The organism is Pseudomonas azerbaijanoccidentalis (genome assembly GCF_019145495.1).
In the GTDB taxonomy this organism is placed as follows: Bacteria; Pseudomonadota; Gammaproteobacteria; order Pseudomonadales; family Pseudomonadaceae; genus Aquipseudomonas; species Aquipseudomonas azerbaijanoccidentalis.
In genome coordinates, this window is the sequence record NZ_JAHSTU010000001.1 from 1,165,964 (window position 1) to 1,192,863 (window position 26,900).

The window sequence follows — 26,900 nt, forward strand, 5'->3', positions numbered from 1 at the left end:
GCGAGCAGACTCACTCCTGCACAGGACCTGCGCCAATCAGGTATTGGTTTTCAGTTTGGTCCACAGGCGTGTGGTCAACCGGGCGATGGAGGCGGGCAAATCTTCCACGGTGAACAGCTTGTCCATGACCGCTTTGGGCGGGTAGATCGCCAGGTCTTGCTTCACCGCGGGCACCACATCGGCATCCGCTGCGCTGTTGGGATTGGCGTAATGAATGCTGTTGCTGATGTTCGCAATCACCTGCGGTTGCAGCAGGTAATTCATGTAGGTGTAGCCGTTCTTTTCATGCGGTGCGCTCTTGGGCATCACCACCATGTCAAACCACAACGTGGAGCCTTCATCCGGAATCGAATACGCAATGTCGATCCCGTTTTTCGCCTCCCTGGCGCTGGCCGCTGCCTGGACGATGTCGCCGTTGAAACCGATCACCGCGCAGACATTGCCGTTGGCCAGATCGCTGATGTACTTGGAGGCGTGGAAGTACTGAACGTACGGGCGGATTTTCAGCAACGCCTGTTCGGCTTTCTTGTAATCCGCAGGCTCGTGACTGTGCGGTGGTAGCCCCAGATAATTGAGGGTGATGGGCAGCACTTGTGTCGGGTTATCGATGATCGCCACACCGCATTCGCTGAGCTTCTTGATATTGGCCTCATCGAAAAACAGGCTCCAGGAACGGGTGACGTCGGTGTTGCCGAAAATCGCCTTGATCTTCTCGACGTTGTAGCCGATGCCCGCCGTGCCCCACATGTACGGATAGCCGTATTGGTTGCCCGGATCGTTGACTTCAAGTTTTTGCATCAGCACCAGGTCGAGGTTCTTCCATCCCGGCAATTGGCTCTTGTCGAGTTTCTGGATCGCGCCGGCCTTGATCAGCCGCGACAGAAAATGGTTCGACGGGCTGACCACGTCATAACCGGTGTTGCCGGTCATCAATTTCGACTCCAGCACCTCGTTACTGTCGTGGATGTCGTAGGTCGCCTTGATCCCGGTTTCCTTGGTGAAATTTGTCAGGGTGTCATCGGCGATGTAGCCGTTCCAGTTGGAAATGTTCACGGTTTCGTCAGCGTACGCGGCTGCACAAAACGTCGAGAGCAAAGCCGCCAGGGAAAGTGTTTTGACGCGCATGTTCGATCACCTTCGTGTTGAAGTGCTTTTGTTGTGTGTGAAAGGCTGGGTTCTAGATTTCCGTTCTGGCTCGTGCGGTCTCGACGCGCATACGCAGCATGGCACCGATGTCGAGCAACGGTTTTGGCGGCAGCCAACCGGGCTGGGCGCGCTGGATGACCGATTGCAGCAGCGGCGAGCCGGTACCCGAGGCCATTTCCGCGAGCAACCGGCCCCACAGCGTGCCGCGCGCCACACCAGAGCCATTGCATCCGGCCACGGCAAACACGCCCTCCTCGACCTTGGCAAAGTACGGTTGCCCGGAACGCGAGGCGCTGAGGTGCCCGGTCCAGGTGTATTGGATGTCCCGCTCGCCGAGCATGGGGAAACGCCGTTGCAAACCCAGCACGTGGTGTTGGCGACGAATCGCCAGTTCCACGAGGGACAAATCCCGGCTGCGATATTCCGCGGTATTGCGGATCATCACCCGTCGGTCCGGCGTCAGGCGCACCGTGGCGCCCAATGGCCGGGTGGACAGCACGCCCCAGGGCTCGACGGCACCGATGGCTGTAAATTCCTCATCGCTCAGCGGCCGGGTGAGGCTGGCACTCAGCTCCATGGGGAACGTTCCACTGTCGCTGATGCCCGAGCGAGGAATGAAAGCGTTCAGGCAGACCAAAACCTGTTTCGCCTCGATGCAGCCGTTGACCCCGTTGGCGCGAACCCGTCCGCCGCCCAGGCGTTGCAGCCCGTTGATCTCGGTGTTCTCAAACAGCGTCACTGTTTCCGGCAACGCATCGAGTAAACCCTTCACGTACTTCGCCGGTTGCAGTAATGCGTTGCCATTGCCGCACCAGATGCCGGCCTGGTAGTGCCGGGTGCCCAGTTTTTTGATCAGCTGTTCACCTTGCAGAAATTGCGCATCGGCGCCGACGGCGCGCAGCGTCTGCAACTTGGCTTCGATATGGGTCAACTTGCGCGGGTCGCTGACCGCGAAGAAATAGCCCGACTCGCGGAAATCGCAGTTGATGCCATGCCGGGCAATGCGCGTGCACACTTCGTCGCTGGCGGCGCGGGAAATCGTGGTGTCCACTTGAAAGTCGGCAAATCCCGCGTTGCCTTGCAGCTCAGTCACGGCCGGGTGTTCGTGGGCCACCACGAAGCCCGAATTGCGCGCCGACGCCCCTTGCGCGGCGCGTTGTCTGTCGACCACAACGATGCGCGCCTGAGGATGCATTTCAGCCAGTGAATGCGCCGCGCACAAGCCGGTGATACCGGCGCCGATGACGAGCCAGTCGGCGTGTTGCGTGCCTATGAGCGAGTCGCGCAGCGGCGAATCCCCGGCTTGCGCAATCCAGCCACATACGTTTTCCATGCCTCACCTCATTGACGGTAGTCCTGCGAACCGCCTGGCAGAACTGCATGCAGTTTTTGCATGAGCTGTTTGAGATGACGGCCGCTATGACTAGAATCTAAAGGGACTTCACAACCACAACCAACGTTATTAAATCATCCAGGTATTCCGTAAACGCATGGATAACATTCGCCACATTCCGTCACTGCAAGGCTTGCAGGCATTGGTCGAGGTCGCTGATTCGGGCAGTTTCACCCAGGCTGCGCAAACGCTGTGCCTGACCCAAAGTGCTGTCAGCCGGAAAATTCAGCAACTGGAAAGTCATTTCGGTGTGCCAATGTTCGTCAGGACCAGTCGCAGCCTGCGATTGACCCCGGAGGGTGAGCAGGTGCTGGCCAGTGCGCGGCAAATCCTTGAGCAGCTTAAAACCCTTGAGGACCGAATCGCACCGCAAAAACGTCCGTTCCGCATTCGCATGCACGTGTCATTGGCAGTGCGTTGGTTGCTGCCCAAGCTGAGTGATTTCTACCGCCATCATCCGGAGGTGTCGCTGGCAATCGAGACCGTTGCCACGGAAATCGTCGAGCCCGCCAGCGACAGCGACGCCTACATCCTTTACTTGCCCGAACCGTCGGGCGCTGCAGATTGCCTGACGTTGTTCGAGGAAGCGTTGGTGCCGGTGTGCGCGCCAACGCTGGCGCTGACTTCGCAGGAGGACCTTGCGGGCTTTGCGTTGTTGCACCGTTCAAGCGACAAGAATGACTGGCGGTATTGGTTGATGGCCAATGGCGGCAAGTCGCTGGAGGACTTCCGGCACATCCCGTTCAACCTCGACGAACTTGCCCTCGATGCCGCGGCACGGGGCTTGGGTGTGGCGATGACCGACATGACCCTGGCGGGCGAATCGATTGACCGGGGCGTGCTTATTATCCCGTTCGGCGAGCCGTTGAAGACTCGCGGGATTTATTCGCTTTGCCTGCAACCCTCAGCCACCGCGCATCCAGCGTGCGGAGCGGTCATGCAGTGGTTTACCGCGCAGGCCTGCTGAGTCAATCGTCTTCGTGCAACTTGATCCCGCGCTTGTGCAGCAGGTATGGCACCAGCAGCACCAACAAGGTCAGGGCCAGGAAAAACGCCGAGATCGGTTGCGTTAAAAATATCGTCCAGTCGCCCTCGCTGATGGACAACGCATTGCGCAGTTGCTTCTCCGCCATCGGCCCAAGGAGCATGCCGACAATCACCGGTGCCACTGGAAAATCGAAGCGGCGCATCAGCACTCCGGCCCAGCCGATGGCCAACATCAGCAACAAGTCGAATGAAGAATGGCGCATGCCATAGACACCGATGGTGGCGAACACCAGGATCCCGGCGTTCAGGTAGGGCCGGGGAATTTGCAGCAGCTTGACCCACAACCCCACCAGCGGCAGGTTCAACACCAGCAGGATCACATTGCCGATGTACAGCGATGCCACCAGCGTCCAGACCAGGTCGGCGGAGGTTTCAAAGAGCATCGGCCCCGGTTGCAGGTTGTAGTTCTGAAACGCCGCCAACAGAATCGCCGCCGTGGCGGACGTAGGAATACCCAGGGTCAGCAACGGCACCAGCGAGCCCGTCGCGCTGGCGTTGTTGGCCGCTTCCGGGCCAGCTACGCCTTCGATGGCGCCCTGGCCTTTGTTGGCGGAAAACTCTTTCGGGTATTTGCTGAGCTTGCGTTCGGTGGAGTAGGACAGGAACGTCGGAATCTCCGCGCCACCGGCCGGAATCGAGCCAAACGGGAAGCCAATCAGCGTGCCGCGTAGCCAGGCGGGTACCGAGCGCTTCCAGTCGGCGCGGGTCATCCACAACGACGTCAGGCGATGCCGCCCTTCAGCCTGTTCGGTTTGATAAAGCAAGCTGTACAGCGCCTCGCCCACCGCAAACAAGCCGACCGCCACCAGCACCACTTCGATGCCGTCCACCAGTTCCGGCACGCCCAGGGTGTAGCGCGCAATGCCCGAGGTGGAGTCGAGGCCGATCATGCCGATGGTCAGGCCGATCCCCAGCGAAGCAAAGCCGCGCAGCATCGATGCGCCGAGCACCGCCGATACGGTGGTGAATGACAACACCAGAATTGCGAAGTACTCGGCCGGGCCGAAATTCAGCGCCAGCCTGGCCACCACCGGCGCGAACAACGTCAGCAAAATCGTCGCAATGGTGCCGGCCACGAATGAACCGATGGCCGCCGTTGCCAAGGCCGGCCCTGCCCGCCCGTTGCGGGCCATGAGGTTGCCTTCCAGCGCGGTGACCATGGATGACGATTCACCGGGCGTGTTGAGCAAAATCGAAGTCGTCGAGCCGCCGAACTGCGCGCCGTAATAGATCCCGGCGAACATGATCAGCGCGCCGGTAGGGTCGACCTTGGCGGTGATCGGCAGCAGCAAGGCCACCGTCAGCGCCGGCCCGATACCCGGCAAAACGCCAATGGCGGTGCCGAGCAAGCAGCCGATGAAACCCCACATCAGATTGATCGGCGTCAGTGCTGCCGAAAACCCCATTGCCAGGCTTGCAAGAATGTCCACGCGGTCGATCTCCTTCGGTCAAATCCAGGCGTTGACCAGCGGCGGCAGGGAAACTCCCAGCCCTGCGTTGAACAGCCAGTAAATCGGCAAGGTCAAGGCAATGCCGATCGCCAGATCGCGCAGCGGATGACGGCTGCCAAAGCCCCGTGCCGAGCAGGCAAACAGCAACCCGGCGGCCAGCACGAAGCCGATCAGGTTGATCAGCAACGCCACGCCCACCAACCCGCCGGTCACCCAGGCCGCACCGGTTCTTCCGCCGACAACGCGGCCATTGACGCTGTCGAGTTCACGAAAACCGCCCGTGAACGCCTGATAACTCAGCAGCACGCCCACCGCACAGAGAAACCCCGCCACCACATACGGATAGACATATGCCGGCAGAATCACGAAGCCCATTTCCGGTGGAAACCGAAAGGCGCCCACCGCCAACACGGCGCTGAGGGCGATCAGGCCAATGCCGATCGCCAATTGCACCGGCACGACTGCGCGCGCCCCGGCCATCTCAGAGCAACCCGACCTTGACCAGCATCGCGCGCAACCGCACGTGCTCTTCGTCGACGAATTTGCCGAACTCGTCACCGGTCAGCACGCTTTCGGTCCAGGCATTGATCCGAATGTTGTCCTGCCAGACTTTGCTTTTGCTGGCGGCCAGCACGGCGTCGGTCACTTCTTTACGCTGCTCGGGCGTGAGATTCGCCGCACCGTAGACACCCCGCCAGTTGCCGATCACCACGTCGTAGCCGCTTTCCTTGAGGGTGGGCGCGTCGATCTCCGGAACGCGCTCGGGCGCGCCGATGGCGAGGACGCGGATCTGGCCGTTCTTGATGTATTGGCCGAGTTCGGCGTAGCCACCGGTCAGCACTTTGATCTGGCCGCCCAGGGTCTGGGCAACGATTTCGCCGCCACCGCCAGTGGCGATGTAGTTCACCTTGTTGACCGGTACATCCAGCTTGCCAGCCAGTTCAGCGATGCCGATGTGGTCAATCGAACCTTTGGAACCGCCGCCCCAAGTGACGCTGGAGGGCTTGGCCTTGAAGTCCTTGATCAGGTCGTCGAGGGTCTTGTAAGGCGATTCCTTGCGCACCGCAATCACGTTGTATTCGGTGAAAAGCCGGGCGATCGGTGTCACATCCTTCAAGCTGATTTGCGGTTTGTTCTGCTCAATGCCCGCGACCATGATCGCACCGACCACCAGTAGCGCATTCGGGTCGCCTTTGGTGCTGTTGGCGAACTGCGCCAGACCCAGCGTACCGCCCGCGCCGCCCTTGTTTTCAAAGGTGACGGACTTGGCGACATTGGCCTCGATCAAGGCCTTGCCCAACACACGGGCCGTCTGGTCATAGCCGCCGCCCACGGAACCGGGGGCCATGAATTTAACGGTGTCCAGCGCCAGCGCGGGGGTGGTGAGTGCGGCAGCGACAAGGCCCACAGCCAGGCAATGACTGACGCGACGAAACAAAGCGGACATGGTGATTCTCCCTTTGGCATTGTTTTTATGGGTGCCATCGGCGCGTCGATCAGGGGATGAAACCTGTCCGATGCACATTGGCCTGCGCCTAAGCGTAGGACATGCCTGCGTTTATTGAAGTTCTTTCAATCAAAGCCTTGCGGCGGGCACGTCACAGACGGATACATACTTTTGGCCCGGGCGTTGCCGCCCTCCTGAATGCGCCGTCTATTCTGAAAACATCGACCCAAAACGCTCTGTAACAGGAGAACCCTGCCATGAACATTATGCTCAAGGGCATCGGCGCGTCATTGGCGCTGGTCGCCTCGGCGGCCTTCGCTCATCACGGCTGGAGCGAGTACGACGCCAGCAAACCCTTGCAACTGAGCGGCACCATCGAAGAAGCCGGTTATTCCCATCCCCACGGCTTCGTGAACCTCAAGACCGCAGACAAGACCTGGAACGTGGTCCTCGCGCCGCCTTCACGTATGGAAAATCGCGGATTGTCGAAGGACATGCTCGCGGTAGGCACTCAAGCCACCGTGGTCGGTTATCAGAACCGCAATAAACCTGATGAGTTGCGTGCCGAACGCATCACGATTGGCGAAAAAACCACCGAGTTACGCTAATGCCAACCGAGCAGGGGTGGATGGACTGGCTGAATGATTCGTCGCTGGGATCGGCCATGCGCGGTGATTTGTGGCTGTACCCGCTGGTTGAGGTGGTGCACATTCTCGGTTTTGCGATCCTGGTCGGCTCGGTGGTGATGTTTGACCTGCGGGTGCTCGGGGTGTCGCGCACTATTGCGGTGACCGCCCTCGCCCGACATCTACTGCCATGGTCGCTGGCGGCCTTGCTGTTGGTTGTCCCGGCCGGGCTGATGATGTTTTCGGCCCATCCGCACGACTTCGCGTCCAACGATATTTTCATCCTCAAACTGTGCCTGATTGCTACGGCAGGTCTCAACGCGGTGTTGTTTCACGTTGGCGTGTACCGCTCCGTTACAGCGTGGGATACAGCCAACCCGGCACCGAGCGTGGCCAAACTGCAGGCGGTGTTTTCCATTGCGCTGTGGGTCAGCGTGATCCTCTGCGGCCGATTGCTGGCCTACACCTGAACCTGCAAAGCGCTTCCTGTGGCTTTTGCGATGCCTCGAAAAGCGCCTGCTACGCAGCCGAACGCAGCCTCGCTGGGGCTTGACAGCTGCTACGCAGCGGACGCGGATCCTGTAGCAGCTGGCGAAGCCTGCGTTCTTCGGTGAATCGGGAAGCGTCTGCTACGCAGCGGTGTGGTCAAGAAGGTAGGTGTGGTTTGCATTACAAACTTGTCATTGAGTTGTCAGCGTAGCCAGCACCCTCGATTCATACAGTGGAGTCGTCAGTCACCCGCACCGGGTGACGCGCTTTCCACTGATGATGACAAGGGTCGATACCATGAATCCATTGAGCAAACTCTGCCTGATCGCCGCCAGCCTGTTCGTCCTGGGCACCGGTTCCGCCATGGCCGCCACCACCGCTCCGGTCAAAGCCAACAACGTCGTGCTGGTGCACGGTTCCTGGGCCGACGGCTCGAGTTGGTCGGACGTGATTTCCCGTTTGCAGGCGGCTGGCTTGCACGTCACCGCCGTGCAGAACCCGCTGACATCGGTGGCCGATGACGTCGCCGCCACCCAGCGTGTGCTCGATCAACAAGACGGCCCGACCGTGCTCGTCGGCCACTCCTACGCCGGCACCGTGGTCAGCGAGGCCGGGGTCAATCCGAAAGTCAGCTCCTTGGTGTACGTGGCAGCCCGGGCGCCGGATGCCGGGGAAGATTTCGTCGCGCTGTCGGCCAAATACCCGACCATGCCCGTGCGTGCCGGCACTGAAGAACACGACGGATTTGTCAGCCTCAAGCAAGACGCCTTCCTCAAATACTTCGCCAGCGATGTACCTCACGACAAAGCCATGCAGTTGTTCGCGGAGCAGCAACCCATCGCCAAAACCCTGTTCGGCGAGCGCACCACCGCCGCCGCCTGGCACACCAAGCCGTCGTGGTACGCCGTGTCCAGCCAGGACCAGACCATCAACCCGGACCTGGAACGCTTCCTCGCCAAGCGCATGGACGCCACCACCATCGAACTGCCGTCGAGCCACTTGTCGCTGGTCTCCCACTCCAAGGAAATCGCTGACTTGATCCTCGCTGCCGCCGGTCGCCAGCCGTAACCCGACGCCGTTTATTACAACTTTGTCATTGTTCTGTTGGTTGGCTGTTCGGATCGCCTGGTTAACCTGAACTCACTGCCAGGCTCACTCGCCGACAGCCACCTCAAACCTGAAAAGAGAGCACTATCATGAAAATGTACATCCTCGGTTTCGCCGCCCTCCTCGCCACCGGCTCGGCTTTTGCCGATACCCAAAGCACCGCGCCCGTGATCCACGACAAAGACGCAGCCTTCGTCCACCTCGACGTCGCCAAAGTCACCGGCAGTACCGACATTTCCCAAGCGTGCGGCATAATCCCCGCGCAACTGAGCTACCTCGACCATCAAGGTCGCCAGCATGAGCTGGATTACCTGGTCCAGGGCAGCGGTTGCACCAATGAGCATTGATCGTCATCCCTGCGTACCGGCAGATGAACGGGCTACACTGGCGGCACCGGTATGCCGCTGTAGCCCGCCCGCGCGGCGCTGAATTCAGCTGACTTCAAACCAGGCAGAGCCCATGAACATTCTTGTCGTCGAAGATGAACCCAAGGCTGGTAATTACCTGCTCAACGGCCTGCAGGAACTCGGTTACACCGTGAGCCTGGCTCGCGATGGCGTTGATGGCTTGCACCTGGCCCTGGAGCACGATTTCGATGTGATCGTACTCGACGTGATGATGCCGAAAATGGACGGCTGGGAAGTCCTGCGCCGCCTGCGCAAAGAAGCCGACACCCCGGTGCTGTTCCTCACCGCCCGCGATGACATCGCCGACCGCATCAAGGGCCTGGAATTGGGCGCCGACGATTACCTGATCAAGCCGTTTTCCTTTGCCGAACTGGTCGCCCGCCTGCGCACCCTGACCCGGCGCGGCCCCACCCGCGAAGAAGAACAGTTGCACATCGAAGACTTGCAGATCGACGTGCTCAAGCGCCGCGTCACCCGTGCCGGCACGCGCATCACCCTGACCAACAAAGAGTTCGCCCTGCTGCACCTGTTCGCCACGCATCAGGGTGAAGTGCTGTCACGCTCGATGATCGCCTCACGGGTCTGGGACATGAATTTCGACAGTGACACCAACGTGGTGGACGTCGCCGTGCGGCGTTTGCGATTGAAGATCGACGACCCGTTCCGGCTGAAGTTGATCCACAGCGTGCGCGGTATCGGTTACCGCTTCGATACACAGCCATGAATGGCCTGTCGAAGCTGCGCCACTCCCTGACGCTGCGCCTGGCGCTGGTGTTTGCGTTCCTCGCGTTTGTCTCGCTGACGGCTCTGGGCGTGGCGTTGTACCGCGATCTGGAACGCGAATTGATCCGCCGCGATGACGCGGCATTGATCAACCGCATCGATCAATTGCGCACATTTCTTAACGACAGCAATACCCTTGAGCTGATTCGCACCAAGCCTGCGCTGTTTCAGAACATGCTCGGTAACCACGAGGCGCTGTTAAGCATCAGTGCGCCCGGGCGACCGCCATTGCTGGTGGTCAATCCGGGCAATCTGAACATGCCCGCGTTGGCCCCCATGGCTATCGACCATCCGTTGAGCCTGAGCGATGTGCAGCATTTGCCCAACGTGAACGGCGTGCCCTTTTCGGCACTGGCGGCGACTATCGACTCTGGCGATCAAGGCACCCTGCAAGTGGTGACCGGGCGCCTGATGACCGAACGCACGGCGGTGCTCGCCAGCTACCGCTTCAATGTCTACCTGTTCGCCAGCCTGGCGGCGATTCTGCTGGCGCTGTCCGGTTACATCCTGGTGCAACGCGGTCTGTTGCCTTTGCGCCGCGTGGCCCGGCATGCCCACGGTATCGGCGTCGGCAACCTCGGCGAACGCCTCGACAGCCAGGGCGCACCGCTGGAGTTGCTGCCGATGATCGAGGCCTTCAATGCCATGCTCGACCGCCTCGGTAAAGGTTTCGTGCAACTGGGCCAGGTGTCCACCGACATGGCCCATGAGCTGCGCACACCGATCAACAATCTGCTGGGCGAAACCCAGGTCGCCTTGCAGCAAAACCGCAGCATCGAAGCCTATCAACAGTTGCTCGCCTCCAATGTCGAGGAACTGGAAAGGCTGGCGCGCATGCTCGACAACATGCTGTTCTTGGCCCGCACCGACCCGGCCAGCGCCCTGCGCCAGCGCCAGGAGCTGGACGCGGCCGATGAAATGGAACGCATGGCCGACTACTTTGAAGGGCTCGCGGCGGATGTCGGTATCCACATCAACGCCCAAGGCAGCGGCGTGATCTGGGCCGAGCCGATGCTGCTGCGTCGCGCCCTGGCCAACCTCTGCGCCAATGCCATCAAGTACGGCGCGGCGGACTCCGAACTGTCGATCTGCGCCACGCCGACCGCCGACGGCATTCACTTGCAGGTGCGTAACCGTGGCCAGACGATCCCCGCTGAACACCTGCCACGGTTGTTCGAACGTTTCTACCGTGTCGATGAATCCCGCGAACGCTCGGCGCAATCCAATGGCCTGGGGCTGTCGATCGTGGCGACGATCATGCAACTGCACAATGGCGGGTACAGCGTCACGAGCACCGATGGCGTGACCTGCTTCGAGCTGTTTTTCCCGGCACGGCGGGTAGGCGAGTAGACAAACATTCAAAAGATCGAAGCCCGCGGTGATCTCCTGTAGGAGCTGCCGCAGGCTGCGATCTTTTGATCTTGCCGTTGTGCATCCGACCAATAAACCTTCGATTGTGTGAGTCATGACCTAACCTCATAGGCTGAATGACACACAACCAGTCGAGCAAGCCGATGCGCAATGCTTTGAGCTTCGTGATTCTCATCGCTTTATTGTTCGGACCGAACGCCGGGATGCTGTCGGCGGCGCAAGCTCTGGATCCCTCTTCCGCCTCTGGCACGCCCGCGCCCACCAGCGTGTCAGAGGGCGATCTGGACGCGTTGATGGGGCAACTCAGCACGCTCAAACAGCAGGTGTCACTGGCCAGCAATTACAGCCAGCTGGAAGCCCCGCAGGATCTGGTCCAGGCCCTCATCCGGGAAATTGATCGGCTGACAGCGCTGGTCATGCCCGAGCAGGCACAGTTGCAGGCGCAGTTGGGCGTGTTGGGACCCACGCCGCTGGCCGATGCCGGGCTCGAAAAATCTGAAATCGCCGCGCAACGGATAGCCCTGACCGAACAAAAAATCCGCGTCGACGCCCGCCTGAAAACCCTGGCAACCCTCAAGACCAGCGCCGCCGAACTGTTGATCCAGATTGCCGCCATCCGCCGCAGCCTGCTGGAAACCGAAGTAACCCAGCAAACCCGCAGCGTCCTCAACCCCTGGTTCTGGGCACCGTTGTTCAACCCGCCGGCGGACGACCGGCAGAAATTTCGCGCATTCATCCAGGAGATCGGCGCGACGCTGGCCGCCGCGTGGCGGCCGGGCGAGCGTCTGTTGACCAGCCTGTTGCTTGCCGTGGCCGTGGCCTTCTGGATATTCGGTCGCCGGGTGGCCGAACGCGGACTGACCTGGTTGTGCATTCACCGAATGCCCGAAGGTCGCCTGCGACGCAGCGCCCTGGCGCTGGCTTCGGTCATAGCGACGATCTTGTCGGCGTGGATTGCCCTGCAATTGCTGTTTTTTACCGTCACTCGAGAGCTGCCATTGACGCCGCAGCTGATGGGGTTTTCTCAGGACTTTGAAAAGATCGTCTACACCTGCGTGATGATCACCGGCCTGAGCCGCGCGCTACTGTCCACCGAACACCCTTCCTGGCGGCTGCCGGCCTTCGCCGACCCCCTCGCGCTGGTGCTCAAGCCCTATCCCCTGCGCTTGGCCGGTGCGCTGCTGGTGCTGGTGTCGCTGGCGCAAATGACCAATGCCACCGGCATGAGCACGCAGATGGTGATTTCTGTCAGGGGCTTTGTTGCATTGGTCATTTCGGCATTGATCGCGACGTTGCTGGTGCGTGTCAGCAAAACCCGCCGGGCGATGGTCATGGCCGGCACGGCCCCCGAAGGAGGTCGAACGCTGGCCGGGGTGATCTATGCCGTTGCCAGCATTGCGATTGTGGTTTCGTTCCTGGCCTTGATGATCGGCTATGTGTCGCTCTCGCGCTTCATCACGTATGAGTTGGTCTGGTTTTTCATCATCTTTGCCGGCTTCTACTTGCTGATCCAACTGCTCAGGGACGGCTGCGAGTTCCTGTTTTCGCCGCGATATTCCACAGGTAAAGCCATCAAGCAGCTGCTGGGCATTGGCGATACACGCCTGGAGCAGATTTCGATCATCCTCTCCGGCGCCGGTCGCGCCGCCCTGCTGCTGATCGCGCTGATCACCTTGCTGGTGGGTGGGGTCGGTTCGACGCTAAGCCAACTGGCCACCAACATTCTGGCCATCCTCGGCGGTGATGGCCTGCGCAAACTGAACATCGTCCCTGCCAACCTGTTGCAAGCCTTGCTGGCATTGATCATCGGCGTCTACCTGATCCGTTCACTGCGCCGCTGGCTGGACAATGAGTTCCTGCCGAAAACCGAAATGGACCCCGGCATGTGTGCCTCGCTCAGCACCTTGTTCTCCAACATCGGCTACGCCTTGGTGTTGCTGTTGATGCTGTCTTCGCTCGGCGTGAAATGGACCAACCTGGCCTGGATCGTCAGCGCACTGTCGGTGGGCATCGGCTTCGGCTTGCAGGAGATCGTCAAGAACTTCGTCTCGGGCATCATCCTGTTGACCGAGCGCCCGGTGAAGGTCGGCGATCTGATCAGCATCAGCGGCGTCGAGGGCGACATCCGCCGCATCAACGTACGCGCCACCGAAATTCAGCTGGCCGACCGCTCCATCGTTATCGTGCCTAACTCGCAGTTGATCTCGCAGAATTTGCGCAACGTCACCCTGGGCGGCAGTGCCCAAGGGGTGGCGACGCTCGAACTGATGTTCCCGCTGGACATCGACCCGGAGCAGGTGCGCAGCCTGCTGTACAACACTTACGTCGAGCACGAGGCGATTCTGGAGAAACCGGCGCCGGTGGTGCGCTTCAGCCAGCTCAAGCCTGAAGGCATTACCCTCACCGTGACCGGTTATGTCAGCAGCCCGCGCATGGTGCTCGCGATCAAGAGTGAGCTGCTGTTTGAGATTCTCAAGCAGCTGAGCACCGCCGGGATTGAACTGGCAAAACCCCCTGCGGCGTGACGCCAACCACCCTGTAGGAGCTGTCGAGTGAAACGAGGCTGCGATCTTTTGATCTGGTTTCGAAAAACCAAAATAAAAAGATCGCAACCTTCGGCAGCTCCGACAAGTAGAACATCAATGCGCGATGCACACCGATTTGAGCTCGGTGTAAGCCTCGATCACAGCGCGACCGAACTCACGGCCCATACCGGATTGCTTGACCCCGCCAAATGGCATGGCCGGGTCGAGCAGCACGTGGGCGTTGACCCACACCGTGCCGGCTTCGATGCGTGGCACCAGATTCATGGCTTTGCCCAGATCGTTGGTCCACAGGCTGGCAGCCAGGCCGTAGCGGTTGTCGTTGGCCAGCGCGATGACCGCGTCTTCATCGTCGAACGGCATTACACCCAGCACCGGACCGAACACCTCTTCGCGGGCCACGGCCATGCTGTGGTCGATGTCGGCCAGGATGGTCGGTTGCACAAAGAAACCGTCGCCTTCGATCAACTCGCCACCCGTGACCACGCGCGCACCTTCCTTGCGCGCCAGTTCAATGTGCTTGAGCACGCTTTGCTGTTGCTTGCGCGATACCAGCGGGTTGATCGCGGCATCACAGTTCATGCCGTCGCCAATCGGCATCGACGAGACCGCTGCAGCCAGGGCTTCGACGAACTGGTCGTGAATCGAGCGATGCACGTAGAAACGCGAGGCCGCTGCGCACACCTGGCCGTTGTTCAGCAGACCGCCGAGAATCGCGCCCTGCACGGCTTTTTCGATGTCGGCATCGGCGAGCACGATCATCGGGTTTTTGCCGCCCAGTTCCAGGGAGAAACGCGTCATGTTTTCCATGCACGCCACGCCGACGCTTTTGCCCACGGCGGTGGAGCCGGTGAACGACACTTTGCTCACCAGCGGGTGCGAAGTCAGCACGCCACCCACCGAGGCACCGCCACCGGTGACGACGTTGAACACGCCGGCCGGAATCCCGGCTTCGAGGGCCAGCTCAGCCAGACGCATGGCGGTCAACGGGGTTTCCATCGCCGGTTTGATGATAACGGTGCAACCGGTGGCCAGCGCCGGCATCAATTTCCAGGCGGCAATCAGCAGCGGGAAGTTCCACGGCACGATGCCGACGACCACACCCACCGGCTCACGCTTGGTGAATGCAGTGAACTTGGCACCCGGTGGCAGCGGGATCGACACATCGAAGGTCTGGCCTTCGATCTTGGTCGCCCAGCCGGACATGTAGCGCATGAACTCCACGGTGGCGTTCAAATCCAGCGCGCGGGCCATGTTGATCGACTTGCCCTGGCTCAGGGTTTCCAGTTGCGCGAGTTCTTCAGCGTGCTCTTCCACCAGGCGGGTGAAATTCAGCAGGATGCGTTCTCGGTCGGCCGGACGCAGGCTCGACCAGACGCCGGACTTGAACGCCTTGTGCGATGACTGCACGGCACGCTCGACGATTTCCAGCGGCGCGTCCAGGGTTTCGCACAGGGTCTGCCCGGTGGCCGGGTTGACCACGGCAATGCGTTCGCCTTCGGCAAACACCCATTGCCCGTCGATGTAGCAACCGTGACGACGGTCGAGGAATGCAGCGACCTGCGGCAGAATTTCAACGTTGCTCATAAATCACCTTTCGTTAAGACGAATTGTTCAGGCGGCAAATCCGGCTGATTAGTGTTGTTCTTTGAGGTAGCAAACGACCGCCTGGCGATCGTCTGCCGAGGCCAGCCCCATGTAGGGCATGTAGGTGCCAGGCACATAAGCCTGGGGTTGGGTGATGAGTTGTTCGATGTTCTCGGCTTGCCAGTCGATGTTCTTGCTGCGCATGGCCTGGGAATAGTTGAAGCCTTCCAGCGAGCCGGATTTGCGCCCGACCACACCGGCCAGGTTCGGCCCCATCATGCCGGTCGTGCCTTTGCTCACCGCATGGCAGACCCCGCATTCATTGGCGAACACTTCGGCGCCCCGGCTTTGTACCGGTGCGCAATCGGCAGCCAGTGCGGCCTGGGCCAGGGTCAATGAGAGCAAACCAATGAGGGGCAAACGCAGGGAGGTGAACATAAGAAACGACCTTGAAAATCCACGCGCCCGCCAACAGACGAACGCCAACACTGAAAGCGCCGGGGCAACGGTGCTCCGGCAGGTTGAGCTGGATTGTCGGCGGTCGCTGACGCGCAGGATTTGCCCTGCGTGCCAGTTATGTTGGCGCTTCTGCCAAACCGACCAATCTGGCACGCACGACCAACTAATTGGCAAACAGGCAAAAGGCTGAAAAAAGGGCGCGACTTAGTATCCGGGCAGACCGCAAACCTGCGCTCAAGAACAAGAACGGATGCCACACCATGCTCAAGTCCCCCTTGCTTCGCCTTTCGACTCTCGCGCTGATGATCAGCGCCGGCCAGGCTGGAGCCTATGAACTCTACGCCGATGACGACAGTCACCTGAACGCTACGCTGGAAGCGGTTTTCGGCGTTTTCCACAGTCAGGAAAACTACGCCCTGTCGGGTCGTCTCGATGAAGGTTCGTCGTCGTGGCGCGAGGGCTACATCAAGTACGGCCTGAGTTTCGACCAGGGCCTGGCCGGTGTCGGCACGGCGTATGGCGCGGCAAACATGCTCAGTTCCGGCACCTGGGGTGACGGCGATGCGGCCGGCTTCAGTGACGGTTCAGAACGCACCACCAAGTTCGAAGACGCCTACCTCGGCTGGCGCTCGTCCGACCTGTTCCCGGCGCTGGGCGCCGATGGCATCGACCTGTCGTTCGGTCGCCAGAACATCATGGTCGGCGACGGTTTCCTGATCAACGGCGATGCCCTGAACCTGGGCAAAGGCCTGGCCGATGGTGAGTTCAACCGTGGCGGCGCCTACTGGCTGGCCGCGCGCAAGGCTTTCGACGAAACCGCCGTGTTGCGCATCGGTGGCAAGGAAGGCTGGCGCGGCGACCTGATGTGGCTCAAGTCCAACAACCGCGCCCAAGCCATGACCGAAATGTACGTCGGCACCCTGGAGCACGTGTCTGAGGTCGGCACCGTCGGCTTGACCTACATCGACACCAAAGACATCGACGAACAATACGCCTCCCCCGCGCAACTCGAACGCGACGGCATGAAAACCTACAGCCTGCGCGCGACCGGCAACGCCGGGGTCAAAGACTTGTTCCTCTCCGGCGAATACGCCAAGCAGGACAAACCGCACACCGCCACCGAAGACGCCTGGTACCTGGAAGCCGGCTGGACTTTCTCCGACGCGCCATGGACGCCGTATGCCGGTTACCGCTACAGCCGTTTCTCGGAAGGCTACGACACGTTGTTCTACGGTTTCAGCCGCGGTTTCGGCACCTGGTTCCAGGGTGAAGTGGCGGGTAACTATGCCGGCCCGTTCAACAGCAACTCGCGCATCCAGCAACTCAAATTCACCGTTACACCGCTGGAGAACCTGACCGTCGGCGCGATGTACTTCAACTTCGACACCATCGACCGTGACCTGGGCAACACCGATGGTCACGAAATCGACCTGTACGCCGAATGGCACCTCAACGACCACATCACGGTGATGCCGCTGGTGGGTCTGTTCCAGCCAGACAAGAGCGCCGACCAGGGTGGTACGCAGTTGGGCAACAACGACAAAAACCTCTACAGCCAACTGATATTCGCCACGACTTTCTAAACTCGCCGGCGGTCGCACACGACCTGTAGGAGCTGCCGCAGGCTGCGATCTTTTGATCCTGTTTTTAAAAGTCAAAAGATCGCAGCCTGCGGCAGCTCCTACGAGTTCGTGACAGCAGTGCAATTGCTTTCCAAGGAAAAAGGTATTTCCAATGCAGAAAAGATTCCTCACGATCCAGAGCAAAATCGCCCTGCTCGCCGGCCTCTGCCTGCTGTTGGTGGTGGGTCTGTTGATGGGGTTGTCGCTCTATCAAACCCATAAAAGCAGCCAGCAAGTGGCGACGGCCAGTGGCGACATGCTCGCCGATGCCGCCAAGGAACACATGCAGGCGCTGGGCAAAGTGCAGGCCATGCAGGTGCAACGCACCTTCATGCAAACCCATGAGTTCGGCCAGGGGCTGTCGCGGTATTTGCTTTACCTCAGGCAACTTCAGCATCAGGGCCATCTGTCCCGCCAACAACTGCGCCAGGAGCTGAGTACCCAGCTTCACCAGGCCCTGATCGACAAGCCCGACCTGCTCGGGCTTTACGTCATTTTTGAACCCGACGCCCTAGACGGTGCCGACGCCGGTTTCGCCGACAAAGCGGATCTGGGCAGCAACGAAACAGGACGCTTCTCCCTCTACTGGGTGCAGAGCAAACCCGGCGAGCTGCAAGCGGTGATCGGCGACGAGGGCCTGCTCGCCAACACCGAGCCCGGCCCGAGCGGCGCACCGTACAACGCCTTCTACACCTGCGCCCGCGACACCCGTCAGGCTTGCGTGCTGGAACCGTACTTCGACGAAGCATCCGGAAGCCGCAAACTGGTGACCAGCGTGGCCTTCCCTTTGCTGGAGAACGGCAAAGTCATCGCCGTGGTCGGCCTCGACATCAACCTCGCCGCGCTGCAAAAGAACAGCGAAGCCAGTGCGCTGGAACTGTTCGACGGCCACGGCCAGATCAGCATCGTCAGCCCCCGGGGTGTGATCTCCGCCGATAGCCAGGACATCAACCGTCTCGGCCAACCGATGGACAATACCGAGGTGATGGACGCCTTGCGTCAGGGCCAGCCAAAAGTGTTTGTCGACCCGCAACAGATCAAGGTCCTCGAACCGCTGCCACCGATTGCCGGCGCCGCGCCGTGGGGCGTGTTGGTCGGCGTGCCGCAGGACGTGTTACTGGCGCCCGTGACCACCCTGCAAAAGGAGCTGGACGCCCAAGGCGTGCAAAGTACGGCGCTGGAGTTGTTGCTGGGGGGTGGTTCTGCCCTGCTCGGCCTGCTGTTGATCTGGTACACCGCCCAGCGCATCACTCGACCGTTGCAAGTGCTGACGCGAGTCATGGAGGACATCTCACTCGGTGAAGGCGACCTGACCCGACGCCTGCAAGTGCAGTCGCGCGATGAAATCGGTCAGCTGGCCACCGCGTTCAACCGTTTCGTGGAGCGCATCCACCACTCGATTCGCGAAGTGTCGTCCGCGGCCCTCGGCGTCAACGAAGGTGCGCGCCGGGTGCTCGATGCATCCAATTCGTCGTTGAGCAACTTCGACGATCAGTCCAGCCGCACCAACAGCGTGGCCGCCGCGATCAACCAGTTGGGCGCCGCAGCGCAGGAGATCGCGCACAACGCCTCCGATGCCTCGCATCAGGCTTCCGCGGCACGGCAACAGGCCGAAGACGGACGCCAGGTGGTGCAACGCACGATCGAGGTGATGAATGAGCTGTCGGGCAAGATCAGTGCTTCGTGCGCCAACATCGAAGTGCTCAACGACAAGACCGTGAACATCGGGCAGATCCTCGAAGTGATCAAGGGCATCTCGCAGCAGACCAACTTGCTGGCGCTCAACGCCGCGATCGAAGCGGCCCGCGCCGGTGAAGCGGGACGCGGTTTTGCCGTGGTCGCCGACGAAGTTCGCAGCCTCGCCGGACGCACCCAGGCCTCGGCGCTGGAGATCCAGCAGATGATCGAAGAGCTGCAAGTCGGCGCCCGCGACTCGGTCATCACCATGACCGAAAGCCAGCAGCACAGCGAAGAAAGCGTCACCATCGCCAACCTCGCCGGCACCCGCCTGGGCAGCGTCACCCAACGGATCGGCGAGATCGACAACGTCAACCAGTCCGTCGCCGCCGCCACCGAGGAACAGACCGCCGTGGTCGAAGCCTTGAACGTCGACATCACCCAGATCAACACCCTGAACCAGCAAGGCGTGGAAAACCTGCAAGCGACGTTGCGCGCGTGTACCGAACTGGAGCAGCAGGCCGGGCGGTTGAATCAGTTGGTGGGGAGTTTTCGGATCTAACGTTTGTGTTATCTGACACTCCGTCTTCGCGGGCAAGCCCGCTCCCACAGTGATGTGTGGTGTACGCAAATTTTGCAGTCACCGCTAAAACCTGTGGGAGCGGGCTTGCCCGCGATGGGGCCGGCACTGGCTACCTCAACTGTTAAACAGAGGAAAGATCCATCTTGTAACCCGCCCCCGGAGCACCCTCGTGTAACGCCGCCTGTATTTTTGAGTACAAACTATTTGCCTCGGCCGCGGTGATTGAGCGCGAACAATCACGCAGTACAACGCGCAGCAGCACATTCTCCTGCCCAGGCAACATCCCCAGACGATCAATTGCCTGTGGCGGTAGATCAGAAATTTGCCAACGCCCCTTGATGTTCATCTCTTCGATCCAGTCAGAACAATCGCCAGCAGCCTGCAACATTTTTTCGGTCAATATTTCTTCGCTTTGTCCCGGTGTCACAGCTAACGAAATGTCGCGAGCAATCGAAGGCAAACGTGAGACGGCGTTCCACGGATTCAAATCATGCATTTGCGCCCTCACTCGTTCGTTCTGGTCACGCAACAAACGAATATCCGGGATACCTTTGCGCAGCATGGTCAGGCGATCCAGGCCCATTCCCAAGGCCAGACCTCCATGAAGCAAAGGATCAATCTCCAACCGTTCCAATAAGGATTTGGCAATTCGACCGCACTCCAGGACCTCCACTGGAAAACCATCATTCAGCACATTCACTTCGATCCCGCCCTCGGTGTAGTGATGCGGGCTGTCGCTGTAGATCCAGGTTTTGTCTGGCACGCAAGCGTGAAGAACATCGTTTACCAGTCGCAACAAGTGCTCATGAGTCGCCAACTCAGGATCACCGAGAACCCAAATATCCATCTGATGCGGTTCCGCACAATGCCAGCGGTCCCGGGTATCGCGACGGAATGTGATGCCAGGGGCGGCTAATAATATGGTCTGCCCTGACTGTCGTATTTTGGCCGCTCGCTGAAGTGCCGCCGGAATATGACTAGTGGTTTGCGTACGCAGCAAAGAGCATGCATCAACCCATCGGGTGTGCGCACTTCCAAGAGTGATTTCGGATGGGTCGTAACCCAGCAATCCGTAGTTTTCCTCCGCCGAGACAATTCTCGCTCCAGTCTGAACTTGGGCTGGCGGCCAACCCTGATCAACCAATCCCTGAAGGATGCCAGTGAGTAATAAACGGACGGCGTGATCGGGTGCCGCTGGTTCTGTTAAATCGGTCAGCAACATGGCTTTTTGTATGGATGTTTGTGTCAGATACTTTTTGGTTTCCTGCACTGAATAGGCCCCTAAAAACAGTTGATGGTTGAGACCGTCTAAAAATCGGCCCCAAAAATCAACCTAACGAGTTCTATTCGTCGCCGACAACCAAAACTCAACGAAACAACCAGATTTCAGAAGGAGACTACAGATATGCCTTACACAAATAACCTGCCCTAGCGCACATGAGCGATTAAAAGCATTATTAATTCTAAAAAACTAAAAATAAATAGTTCAAGACCTCAAAAAAATCTGTATTAATTATTCCGCGCCTCAAATTCACCGAGGAGCACATAACCAAAAAATTGAAAAAGGATGATCAAATGACTAACGAAATCACAACAAAAGAAAAACTCAACCGCATCACTTCCGGTCCGGAAAACTTTGGCTGGGCTCCACTGGCATGGGCTCACTTTGAAGGATAAATGATGTAAATGGGCGCCAAGGGAGATCTTGCCGCCCATCGACTAAACAGGGAGGTATTCATGTCCATATCAACAATGACAAAAACACTCTTTGGTGTAGATCAGCCTGCGATAATCGCCGACTCTCAATCATTCCTGCAGGAATGTTCAAAACTAGGATTCAAGACCGCCAACATATCCCACATTAATAAGTTACCGAAACACAGCATTGTTTTCTCTTTTTCCAATGACGCAGCAAAACGGGTGTTTGAGCTAGCAAATAACACAGAAAGCAAGAAGTGTGTTTTTTGCGCAACACAGGTATTCGATCCAACACTGGATAGCGCCCTTTATAGCTTGGACCTTCTATTGAAGAGTGACTTTGAGCAGGCATTAATCGCACAGAGGCGTGTGTTGAGCAGGCTGAATTCAAACGACTCATTTGCTATGACTGGAAATGGTGCCAATGCGCAGATAGAGATTTTTTCACACGCACAGCCCTATGCGTTGATTTCGGAAGATATTGAGGAAAACTTTATCCAGTCTGTAGCGGAATTTTTCGAAGTTCATTACGCCCACATGAATCCAAAAACCCCAAGTCCATTTTCCTTTCATGGAACCTTGGAAATTTCCGGCATACTCACAGTCCTCAGAAAACCCAATCCAACCCTGCCATCAGGATTGAAAATTGCTTTAAGATGGTTAAGCGATCTGATATCTGAAAATGGGGCCACGCTTTCCGTTACGAACAACGTCATTACATCATTAAAAACAAATAATGATGAGCATGTGAAATTACTTGATCTGGCTGCGGGCCATCGAGGCCTAAAATTGACAGAATTCGCCATCGGCGTGAACGAGAACATCGCGACGAGCATTAATTACAAAACCAACTCTCAATTAAACGAAGGCATCCGTGGAGTTCACCTTGCTATCGGGGATGGATCTTCTGGTTATCACATTGACTTCCTCAGCCCAGAAGTAAACGTAACTCCCACGTATCGATAGCTGCCTACATCAATGGTGTCTGACATGCCGCCATCGCTAGCAGGCTGGCACCCACATGGCCCGTGTCGAATCTGGCACCCACAACCAACCACATGGCATGCACGCAAACATGCCGCTCAACCCCCCCGGCGTAGTATCGAAACAGCCGCCTCCAGTGGGCGGCAAAGCAACGCTGAACCCTTCCATTTCTCACTAAAACAATAAATCGGCCTTCGGGTCGCGGGAGACTTTTGTGCTTAAGAAAAGTGCGTTGGGCTGGCCAAAAATCGCCGGCCTCGGAATTGCGTTGGTGGTGGCCGGGCAGTTTTCCGGCTGGAACTTCGGGTTGGCGGCCGGTGGCTGGTTGAACATGCTGATCGCCACGCTGTTGATGGCCCTGCTCTGCGGTGGCCTGGCGTTGTGCGTGGCGGAACTGTCCACGGCCCTGCCCAGCGCTGGCGGTGTGTTTGTTTATGCGCAAAGTGCCTTCGGGCCGTTTGTGGGTTATCTGGTTGGCGTGGCTTGTGCGCTGGCACTAGCCATCGGCACCGGTGCGGCGGCGACATTCATTTGCGCCTACACCGAATCGATTTTCGGCTTCGGAGGCTGGCCGGTGAAGATCGCCCTGTTCGTGGTGATCATCGGCATTCATCTGCGCGGTGTCGGTGAGGCCATGGGGCTGACGTTCATTGCTGGCGTGATCGCTGTCGTCGCGCTGCTGACCTTCGGCGTGGCCATGGCGCCGCATGTTGAACTGGCCAACCTGCTGACATTGCCAGCCAATGTCACAACGCCGGTCAGTCTCGGCGGCATCTTCGCCTGCGTGCCGTTCGCCATTTGGCTGTTCATCACCGTCGAGCAAACCGGCTCGGCGGCGGAAGAAGCTGCCAACCCCGGTCGCACCATGCCCCGCGGCATTCTCGCGGCCATCGGTACGTTACTGGTGACTGCTTTGGTCGTGCTGGTGTGCGCACCGGGCGCCGGCGGTGTCGAGCTGGTGGGCTCGGCGGGTGATCCGCTGTACGCGGCGATGTCCAGCAATAGCGCGTTCGGTGAAGGCTCGTGGCTGGCCAAGGTGATTGGCTGCGGCGGCGTGTTCGGCCTGATCGCGACATTCTTTTCACTGGTCTACGCAGCGTCGCGGCAACTGTTCGCCATGGCCCGCGATGGTCTGTTCCCACAATGGCTGGGCAAGACCGGCAAACGCGGCACGCCTTATCCGGCGCTGTTGCTGATCGGCGTGATCGGCCTGCCGCTGTCGGCAATAGACCCGGCCACCGTAATGCTCGCGGTCGTGCTGCTGCTCAACGTTTGTTACCTGTTCATTTTCGGCGCCTACCTGCGCATCAAAAACAGCCAGCCTGACTTGCCACGCCCGTTCACTTTGATCGGCGGAAAACTGGTGGCCTGGCTCGGCCTGGCCCTGACCCTGGTGGTGATCGCCGCCTGCTTCCAACTCGACATGCTGATGCTGATCGCCCTCGCGGTGACCTTCACCCTGTGCATTTTCAATTACCTGCTGCGCACTCGCCGCAGCGTTATCGAGGTTCCAGACCATGCCTGAAGACACTCTTCTGCAACGCCGCCATCGCGTACTCGGCAGTGCTTCGCCGCTGTTCTACGACAAACCGCTGCACCTGGTGCGCGGCGAAGGCGTCTGGCTGTTCGATGTCGATGGCCGGCGCTACCTCGACGTCTACAACAACGTGCCCTGCGTCGGTCACTGCAACCCCCACGTGACCGACGCCATGCACCGCCAGGCCACCACGCTGAACATCCACACCCGCTACCTTGATGAGCAAGTGGTGCGTTACGCCGAACGTCTGACCGCCACCTTCGCCGAGCCGCTGGACACCGCGATGTTCACCTGCACCGGCAGCGAGGCCAATGAGCTGGCGCTGCGCCTGGCGCGGTTCGCCAGCGGCGGCACCGGCATCATCGTCAGCGACTACAACTACCACGGCAATTCGGCGTCGCTGGCCGAGGTCACCACCGCCCTGCCCTCGCCGGAACCCTTCGCCGCCCATGCCCGTGCGGTGCCGATTCCCTGCCTGTACCACGCACCGGCCGGCACCACTGAGCTGCAACTGGCCGAGGAATACGCGGCGAACATCGCGGCGGCGATTGCCTCGATGCAGGCCCAGGGCATTCGCCCGGCTGCGCTGCTGATCGACACCCTGTTCGCCAACGAAGGGTTGCCGCGGGTGCCGGCCAGTTTCGTCAACAAGGCTGCGGCGCTGATCCGTGCGGCGGGCGGTTTGTTCATCGCTGACGAAGTGCAATCGGGTTTCGGGCGCACCGGCGATCACCTGTGGGGTCATCAGGCCCACGGCGTAGTGCCGGACATCGTCACCCTTGGCAAACCGATGGGTAACGGCTATCCGCTGGCCGGGTTGATCACCCACAAGGCCTTGGTCGAATCGTTCGGGCGCCACGCCATGTACTTCAACACGTTCGGCGGCTCGCCCGTGGCGGCGGCGGTCGGTATGGCGGTGCTCGATGTGATTGAGCAACAGCAACTGCTGAGCAACGCGAAGCGCGTCGGCGCTTATGTGCAGCAACGCCTGCAAGCGTTGGCCGCCAAGCACTCGATCATCGGCGATGTGCGCGGCAAGGGTCTGTTCTTCGCCATGGAACTGGTGCGCGACCACGCCAGCAAGGAACCGGCCGGGCTGGAGGCGCGCAAGGTGGTCAACGACATGCGCGAGAACGGCGTGCTGATCAGCAAGATCGGCGCCGGCGACAACATTCTCAAGTTACGCCCGCCGCTGGTGTTCAGCCGCGATCACGCGGACTTGTTCGTCGACACCCTGGACCACGCCCTGAGCGCCATTTGAGGCCCTGACATGAATGAATTCCACACCCTCCCCCACGATCAGCAAGTCAGCCGTCTGCACGAACTGGCGCGCCATGCCCTGCAACAGTGGGACGGCGAGTTCGCCGAGATAGAACTGGTGAAATTCCGCGAGAACGCGGTGTTCTCGGCTCGCCGTCACGATGGCCAGCGCGTCGCCCTGCGCATCCATCGCAACGGCTATCACTGCGAAGCCGCGCTGCGTTCCGAGTTGCAATGGATGGAGGCGCTGGCCAGTGCGGGTATCACCGTGCCGCAAATCATCCGTGCGCAGAATGAGCGTCACCTGATCGAAGTCACCCACCAGGCCATCGGCGAGGCGCGACACATCGACATGCTCGCCTGGCTGCCCGGCGCCACCGCAGGCACTTCCGAAGCCGGGGTGCAGGCCGATACCGAAATCGAATTTCTATTCAACGAAGCCGGTGCGATTGCCGCGCGTATTCATCTGCATTCGGCGGACTGGCAGCAGCCGGACGAATTTGTCCGGCATGCCTGGGATGAAGAAGGCTTGATCGGTGCCAATCCGTTCTGGGGGCGCTTCTGGGAGCTTGCGCAGCTCAGCGATGCGCAGCGGGATTTACTGCAGCAGGCCCGGCGTACGGCGCGCAAGGACTTGCGCCAGTACGGTCGGCATTTGGGCAACTTCGGCATGATTCACGCCGATCTGGTGCCTGAGAACCTGCTGGTCGAAGGCCCACAGCTACGCCTGATCGACTTCGATGACGCCGGGTTTGGCTGGCACATGTTCGAGCTGGCCACGGCATTGTACTTCTGCCTGGATGACCCGCGATATGAGCAGATCAAAGCGGCGCTGCTTGACGGCTACCACGCGGTCAAACCGCTGACAGAGGCCGATCGCAAGACCTTGGCGCTGTTCCTGATGCTGCGCGGTACCACGTACCTGGGCTGGATTCACACCCGCCAAGGCACACCGACGGCGATTGAGATGGCGCCGATGTTGATTGAGCGGGCTTGTGAGTTGGCTCGGGCGTATCTGCAAGTCTGATACATCGCCATCGCGGGCAAACCCGCTCCCACAGAGATCTCCAGCGAACAGAGCATTTAAGTACGACGCTGTTCCTGTGGGAGCGGGCTTGCCCGCGATGAACGATGACGCGGTCTCAATCAAGCCGCGCTGGCATGCTCAACGCGATGAAACAAGCGGTTGAAATACACCAGACTGTCACGCGGCTCGCGTACGCCGACCTTCGTCAACTCCACGAACATCACCGAATGCGAACCCACTTCCTTGCACTCGCTGATCCGCCCTTCCAGCTGAACCAGCGCATCGCGCAACACCGGCACATCAGCAGCGCCGTCGTCCCACAGGTCCCAGGCAAAGCGCTCTTCCATCGGCACCTTGGTCATGCCGGCGAAGTGGCGCGCCAGCTCTTCCTGCTCGCCACACAGCACGTTGACGCACAGGTGGCCGTTAGTGCGGAACACATCGTGGGTCGCGCTGTTGCGGTTGACGCACACCAGCACGGTGGGCGGCGAGTCGGTGACCGAGCACACAGCGCTGGCGGTGATGCCGCAGCGACCGCCAGGGCCGTTGGTGGTGATAATGTTCACCGCAGCCGGCAGCTGCGCCATGGCGTTGCGAAAGTCGATTTGCTGCTGGCTCAAGTCGGCCATGTCGATGCCCCTTCCTTCAGGAGGACC

The 26,900-nt window shown here is 59.8% G+C and carries 22 protein-coding genes and 2 pseudogenes; 15 read left to right on the top strand and 9 right to left on the bottom strand.

Going from position 1 to position 26,900, the window contains the following annotated elements:
- Positions 1–36: 36 nt before the first annotated feature.
- Both KVG88_RS04920 and KVG88_RS04925 read right to left on the bottom strand, forming a co-directional pair.
- Complete coding sequence (locus KVG88_RS04920) at positions 37–1,125, bottom strand: polyamine ABC transporter substrate-binding protein (protein WP_217870512.1); 1,089 nt, start codon at positions 1,123–1,125, stop codon at positions 37–39.
- Positions 1,126–1,177: 52 nt separating this feature from the next.
- Positions 1,178–2,479, bottom strand: coding sequence for an NAD(P)/FAD-dependent oxidoreductase (locus KVG88_RS04925; RefSeq protein WP_217870513.1), 1,302 nt, complete (start codon positions 2,477–2,479; stop codon positions 1,178–1,180).
- A 157-nt stretch (positions 2,480–2,636) separates the two neighbouring features.
- Between KVG88_RS04925 and KVG88_RS04930 the strand changes: the two genes are divergently transcribed.
- Positions 2,637–3,506 (top strand): LysR family transcriptional regulator, encoded by an 870-nt coding sequence (locus KVG88_RS04930; protein ID WP_217870514.1) that lies wholly within the window; start codon positions 2,637–2,639, stop codon positions 3,504–3,506.
- A 1-nt stretch (position 3,507) separates the two neighbouring features.
- On the opposite strand, the gene KVG88_RS04935 is transcribed toward KVG88_RS04930, so the two are convergent.
- The 3 genes from KVG88_RS04935 to KVG88_RS04945 are packed head-to-tail and all read right to left on the bottom strand — an operon-like array spanning position 3,508 to position 6,484.
- Positions 3,508–5,016, bottom strand: coding sequence for a tripartite tricarboxylate transporter permease (locus tag KVG88_RS04935; protein ID WP_217870515.1), 1,509 nt, complete (start codon positions 5,014–5,016; stop codon positions 3,508–3,510).
- Positions 5,017–5,034: 18 nt separating this feature from the next.
- The gene (locus tag KVG88_RS04940; protein WP_217870516.1) at positions 5,035–5,517 is read right to left on the bottom strand and encodes a tripartite tricarboxylate transporter TctB family protein; all 483 of its coding nucleotides are present in this window, start codon (positions 5,515–5,517) and stop codon (positions 5,035–5,037) included.
- A 1-nt stretch (position 5,518) separates the two neighbouring features.
- Entirely contained in the window at positions 5,519–6,484 is a 966-nt protein-coding gene (locus KVG88_RS04945; RefSeq protein WP_217870517.1) for a tripartite tricarboxylate transporter substrate binding protein, read from the bottom strand.
- Positions 6,485–6,741: 257 nt separating this feature from the next.
- Here KVG88_RS04945 and KVG88_RS04950 point away from each other — a divergent pair, with 257 nt between their 5' ends.
- The 7 genes from KVG88_RS04950 to KVG88_RS04980 all read left to right on the top strand — a co-directional run bounded on the left by KVG88_RS04950 (position 6,742) and on the right by KVG88_RS04980 (position 13,792).
- Positions 6,742–7,092 carry a DUF6152 family protein gene (locus KVG88_RS04950; protein ID WP_217870518.1) on the top strand — a complete coding sequence of 117 codons (351 nt, stop codon included), beginning with the start codon at positions 6,742–6,744 and terminating at the stop codon, positions 7,090–7,092.
- Complete coding sequence (locus tag KVG88_RS04955; RefSeq protein WP_150702427.1) at positions 7,092–7,580, top strand: DUF6644 family protein; 489 nt, start codon at positions 7,092–7,094, stop codon at positions 7,578–7,580. The genes KVG88_RS04950 and KVG88_RS04955 overlap by 1 nt, the downstream gene beginning before the upstream one ends.
- A 316-nt stretch (positions 7,581–7,896) precedes the next feature.
- Positions 7,897–8,667, top strand: coding sequence for an alpha/beta hydrolase (locus KVG88_RS04960; protein ID WP_217870519.1), 771 nt, complete (start codon positions 7,897–7,899; stop codon positions 8,665–8,667).
- 128 nt (positions 8,668–8,795) lie between these two features.
- Positions 8,796–9,053 carry a DUF2790 domain-containing protein gene (locus KVG88_RS04965; RefSeq protein ID WP_150702425.1) on the top strand — a complete coding sequence of 86 codons (258 nt, stop codon included), beginning with the start codon at positions 8,796–8,798 and terminating at the stop codon, positions 9,051–9,053.
- 112 nt (positions 9,054–9,165) lie between these two features.
- Positions 9,166–9,837: a heavy metal response regulator transcription factor gene (locus tag KVG88_RS04970; RefSeq protein WP_217870520.1), complete on the top strand. Its 672-nt coding sequence runs from the start codon at positions 9,166–9,168 to the stop codon at positions 9,835–9,837.
- Positions 9,834–11,246, top strand: a complete 1,413-nt coding sequence (locus KVG88_RS04975) for a heavy metal sensor histidine kinase (RefSeq protein WP_437179930.1) — start codon at positions 9,834–9,836, stop codon at positions 11,244–11,246. The genes KVG88_RS04970 and KVG88_RS04975 overlap by 4 nt, the downstream gene beginning before the upstream one ends.
- Before the next feature lie 164 nt (positions 11,247–11,410).
- A complete protein-coding gene (locus KVG88_RS04980) occupies positions 11,411–13,792 on the top strand; it encodes a DUF3772 domain-containing protein (RefSeq protein ID WP_150702423.1) in 2,382 nt (793 codons plus the stop codon).
- A 114-nt stretch (positions 13,793–13,906) separates the two neighbouring features.
- Here KVG88_RS04980 and KVG88_RS04985 read toward each other — a convergent pair whose 3' ends face one another.
- Positions 13,907–15,397: an aldehyde dehydrogenase family protein gene (locus tag KVG88_RS04985; RefSeq protein ID WP_150702422.1), complete on the bottom strand. Its 1,491-nt coding sequence runs from the start codon at positions 15,395–15,397 to the stop codon at positions 13,907–13,909.
- Between the two features lie 48 nt (positions 15,398–15,445).
- Positions 15,446–15,835, bottom strand: a complete 390-nt coding sequence (locus tag KVG88_RS04990; protein WP_150702421.1) for a c-type cytochrome — start codon at positions 15,833–15,835, stop codon at positions 15,446–15,448.
- 281 nt (positions 15,836–16,116) lie between these two features.
- Between KVG88_RS04990 and KVG88_RS04995 the strand changes: the two genes are divergently transcribed.
- From KVG88_RS04995 to KVG88_RS31300, 3 genes and pseudogenes are all read left to right on the top strand, one after another.
- Complete coding sequence (locus KVG88_RS04995) at positions 16,117–17,439, top strand: alginate export family protein (RefSeq protein WP_217870521.1); 1,323 nt, start codon at positions 16,117–16,119, stop codon at positions 17,437–17,439.
- A gap of 370 nt (positions 17,440–17,809) precedes the next feature.
- Positions 17,810–18,859, top strand: a pseudogene (locus tag KVG88_RS31295) (methyl-accepting chemotaxis protein); the annotation flags it as partial.
- A gap of 258 nt (positions 18,860–19,117) precedes the next feature.
- Positions 19,118–19,717: pseudogene (locus KVG88_RS31300) on the top strand (methyl-accepting chemotaxis protein); the annotation flags it as partial.
- Between the two features lie 142 nt (positions 19,718–19,859).
- Here the strand turns inward: KVG88_RS31300 and srmL are convergent.
- Positions 19,860–21,008 carry a PheS-related mystery ligase SrmL gene (gene srmL / locus KVG88_RS05005; protein WP_217870523.1) on the bottom strand — a complete coding sequence of 383 codons (1,149 nt, stop codon included), beginning with the start codon at positions 21,006–21,008 and terminating at the stop codon, positions 19,860–19,862.
- A 467-nt stretch (positions 21,009–21,475) separates the two neighbouring features.
- On the opposite strand from srmL, the gene KVG88_RS05010 reads away from it, so the two are divergent.
- The 4 genes from KVG88_RS05010 (at position 21,476) to KVG88_RS05025 (ending at position 26,244) form a co-directional block, all read left to right on the top strand.
- Positions 21,476–22,402 (top strand): CgnE/CgnB domain-containing protein, encoded by a 927-nt coding sequence (locus KVG88_RS05010; protein ID WP_217870524.1) that lies wholly within the window; start codon positions 21,476–21,478, stop codon positions 22,400–22,402.
- A 232-nt stretch (positions 22,403–22,634) separates the two neighbouring features.
- Complete coding sequence (locus KVG88_RS05015) at positions 22,635–23,945, top strand: amino acid permease (RefSeq protein ID WP_217870525.1); 1,311 nt, start codon at positions 22,635–22,637, stop codon at positions 23,943–23,945.
- On the top strand, positions 23,938–25,218 hold the full coding sequence (locus tag KVG88_RS05020; protein ID WP_217870526.1) for an aspartate aminotransferase family protein: 1,281 nt from the start codon (positions 23,938–23,940) through the stop codon (positions 25,216–25,218). Before KVG88_RS05015 ends, KVG88_RS05020 begins: the two co-directional genes overlap by 8 nt.
- Before the next feature lie 9 nt (positions 25,219–25,227).
- Positions 25,228–26,244 carry a phosphotransferase enzyme family protein gene (locus tag KVG88_RS05025; RefSeq protein WP_150702414.1) on the top strand — a complete coding sequence of 339 codons (1,017 nt, stop codon included), beginning with the start codon at positions 25,228–25,230 and terminating at the stop codon, positions 26,242–26,244.
- A gap of 119 nt (positions 26,245–26,363) precedes the next feature.
- On the opposite strand, the gene hpaC is transcribed toward KVG88_RS05025, so the two are convergent.
- Positions 26,364–26,873: a 4-hydroxyphenylacetate 3-monooxygenase, reductase component gene (gene hpaC / locus KVG88_RS05030; RefSeq protein ID WP_150702413.1), complete on the bottom strand. Its 510-nt coding sequence runs from the start codon at positions 26,871–26,873 to the stop codon at positions 26,364–26,366.
- Positions 26,874–26,900 lie beyond the last annotated feature (27 nt).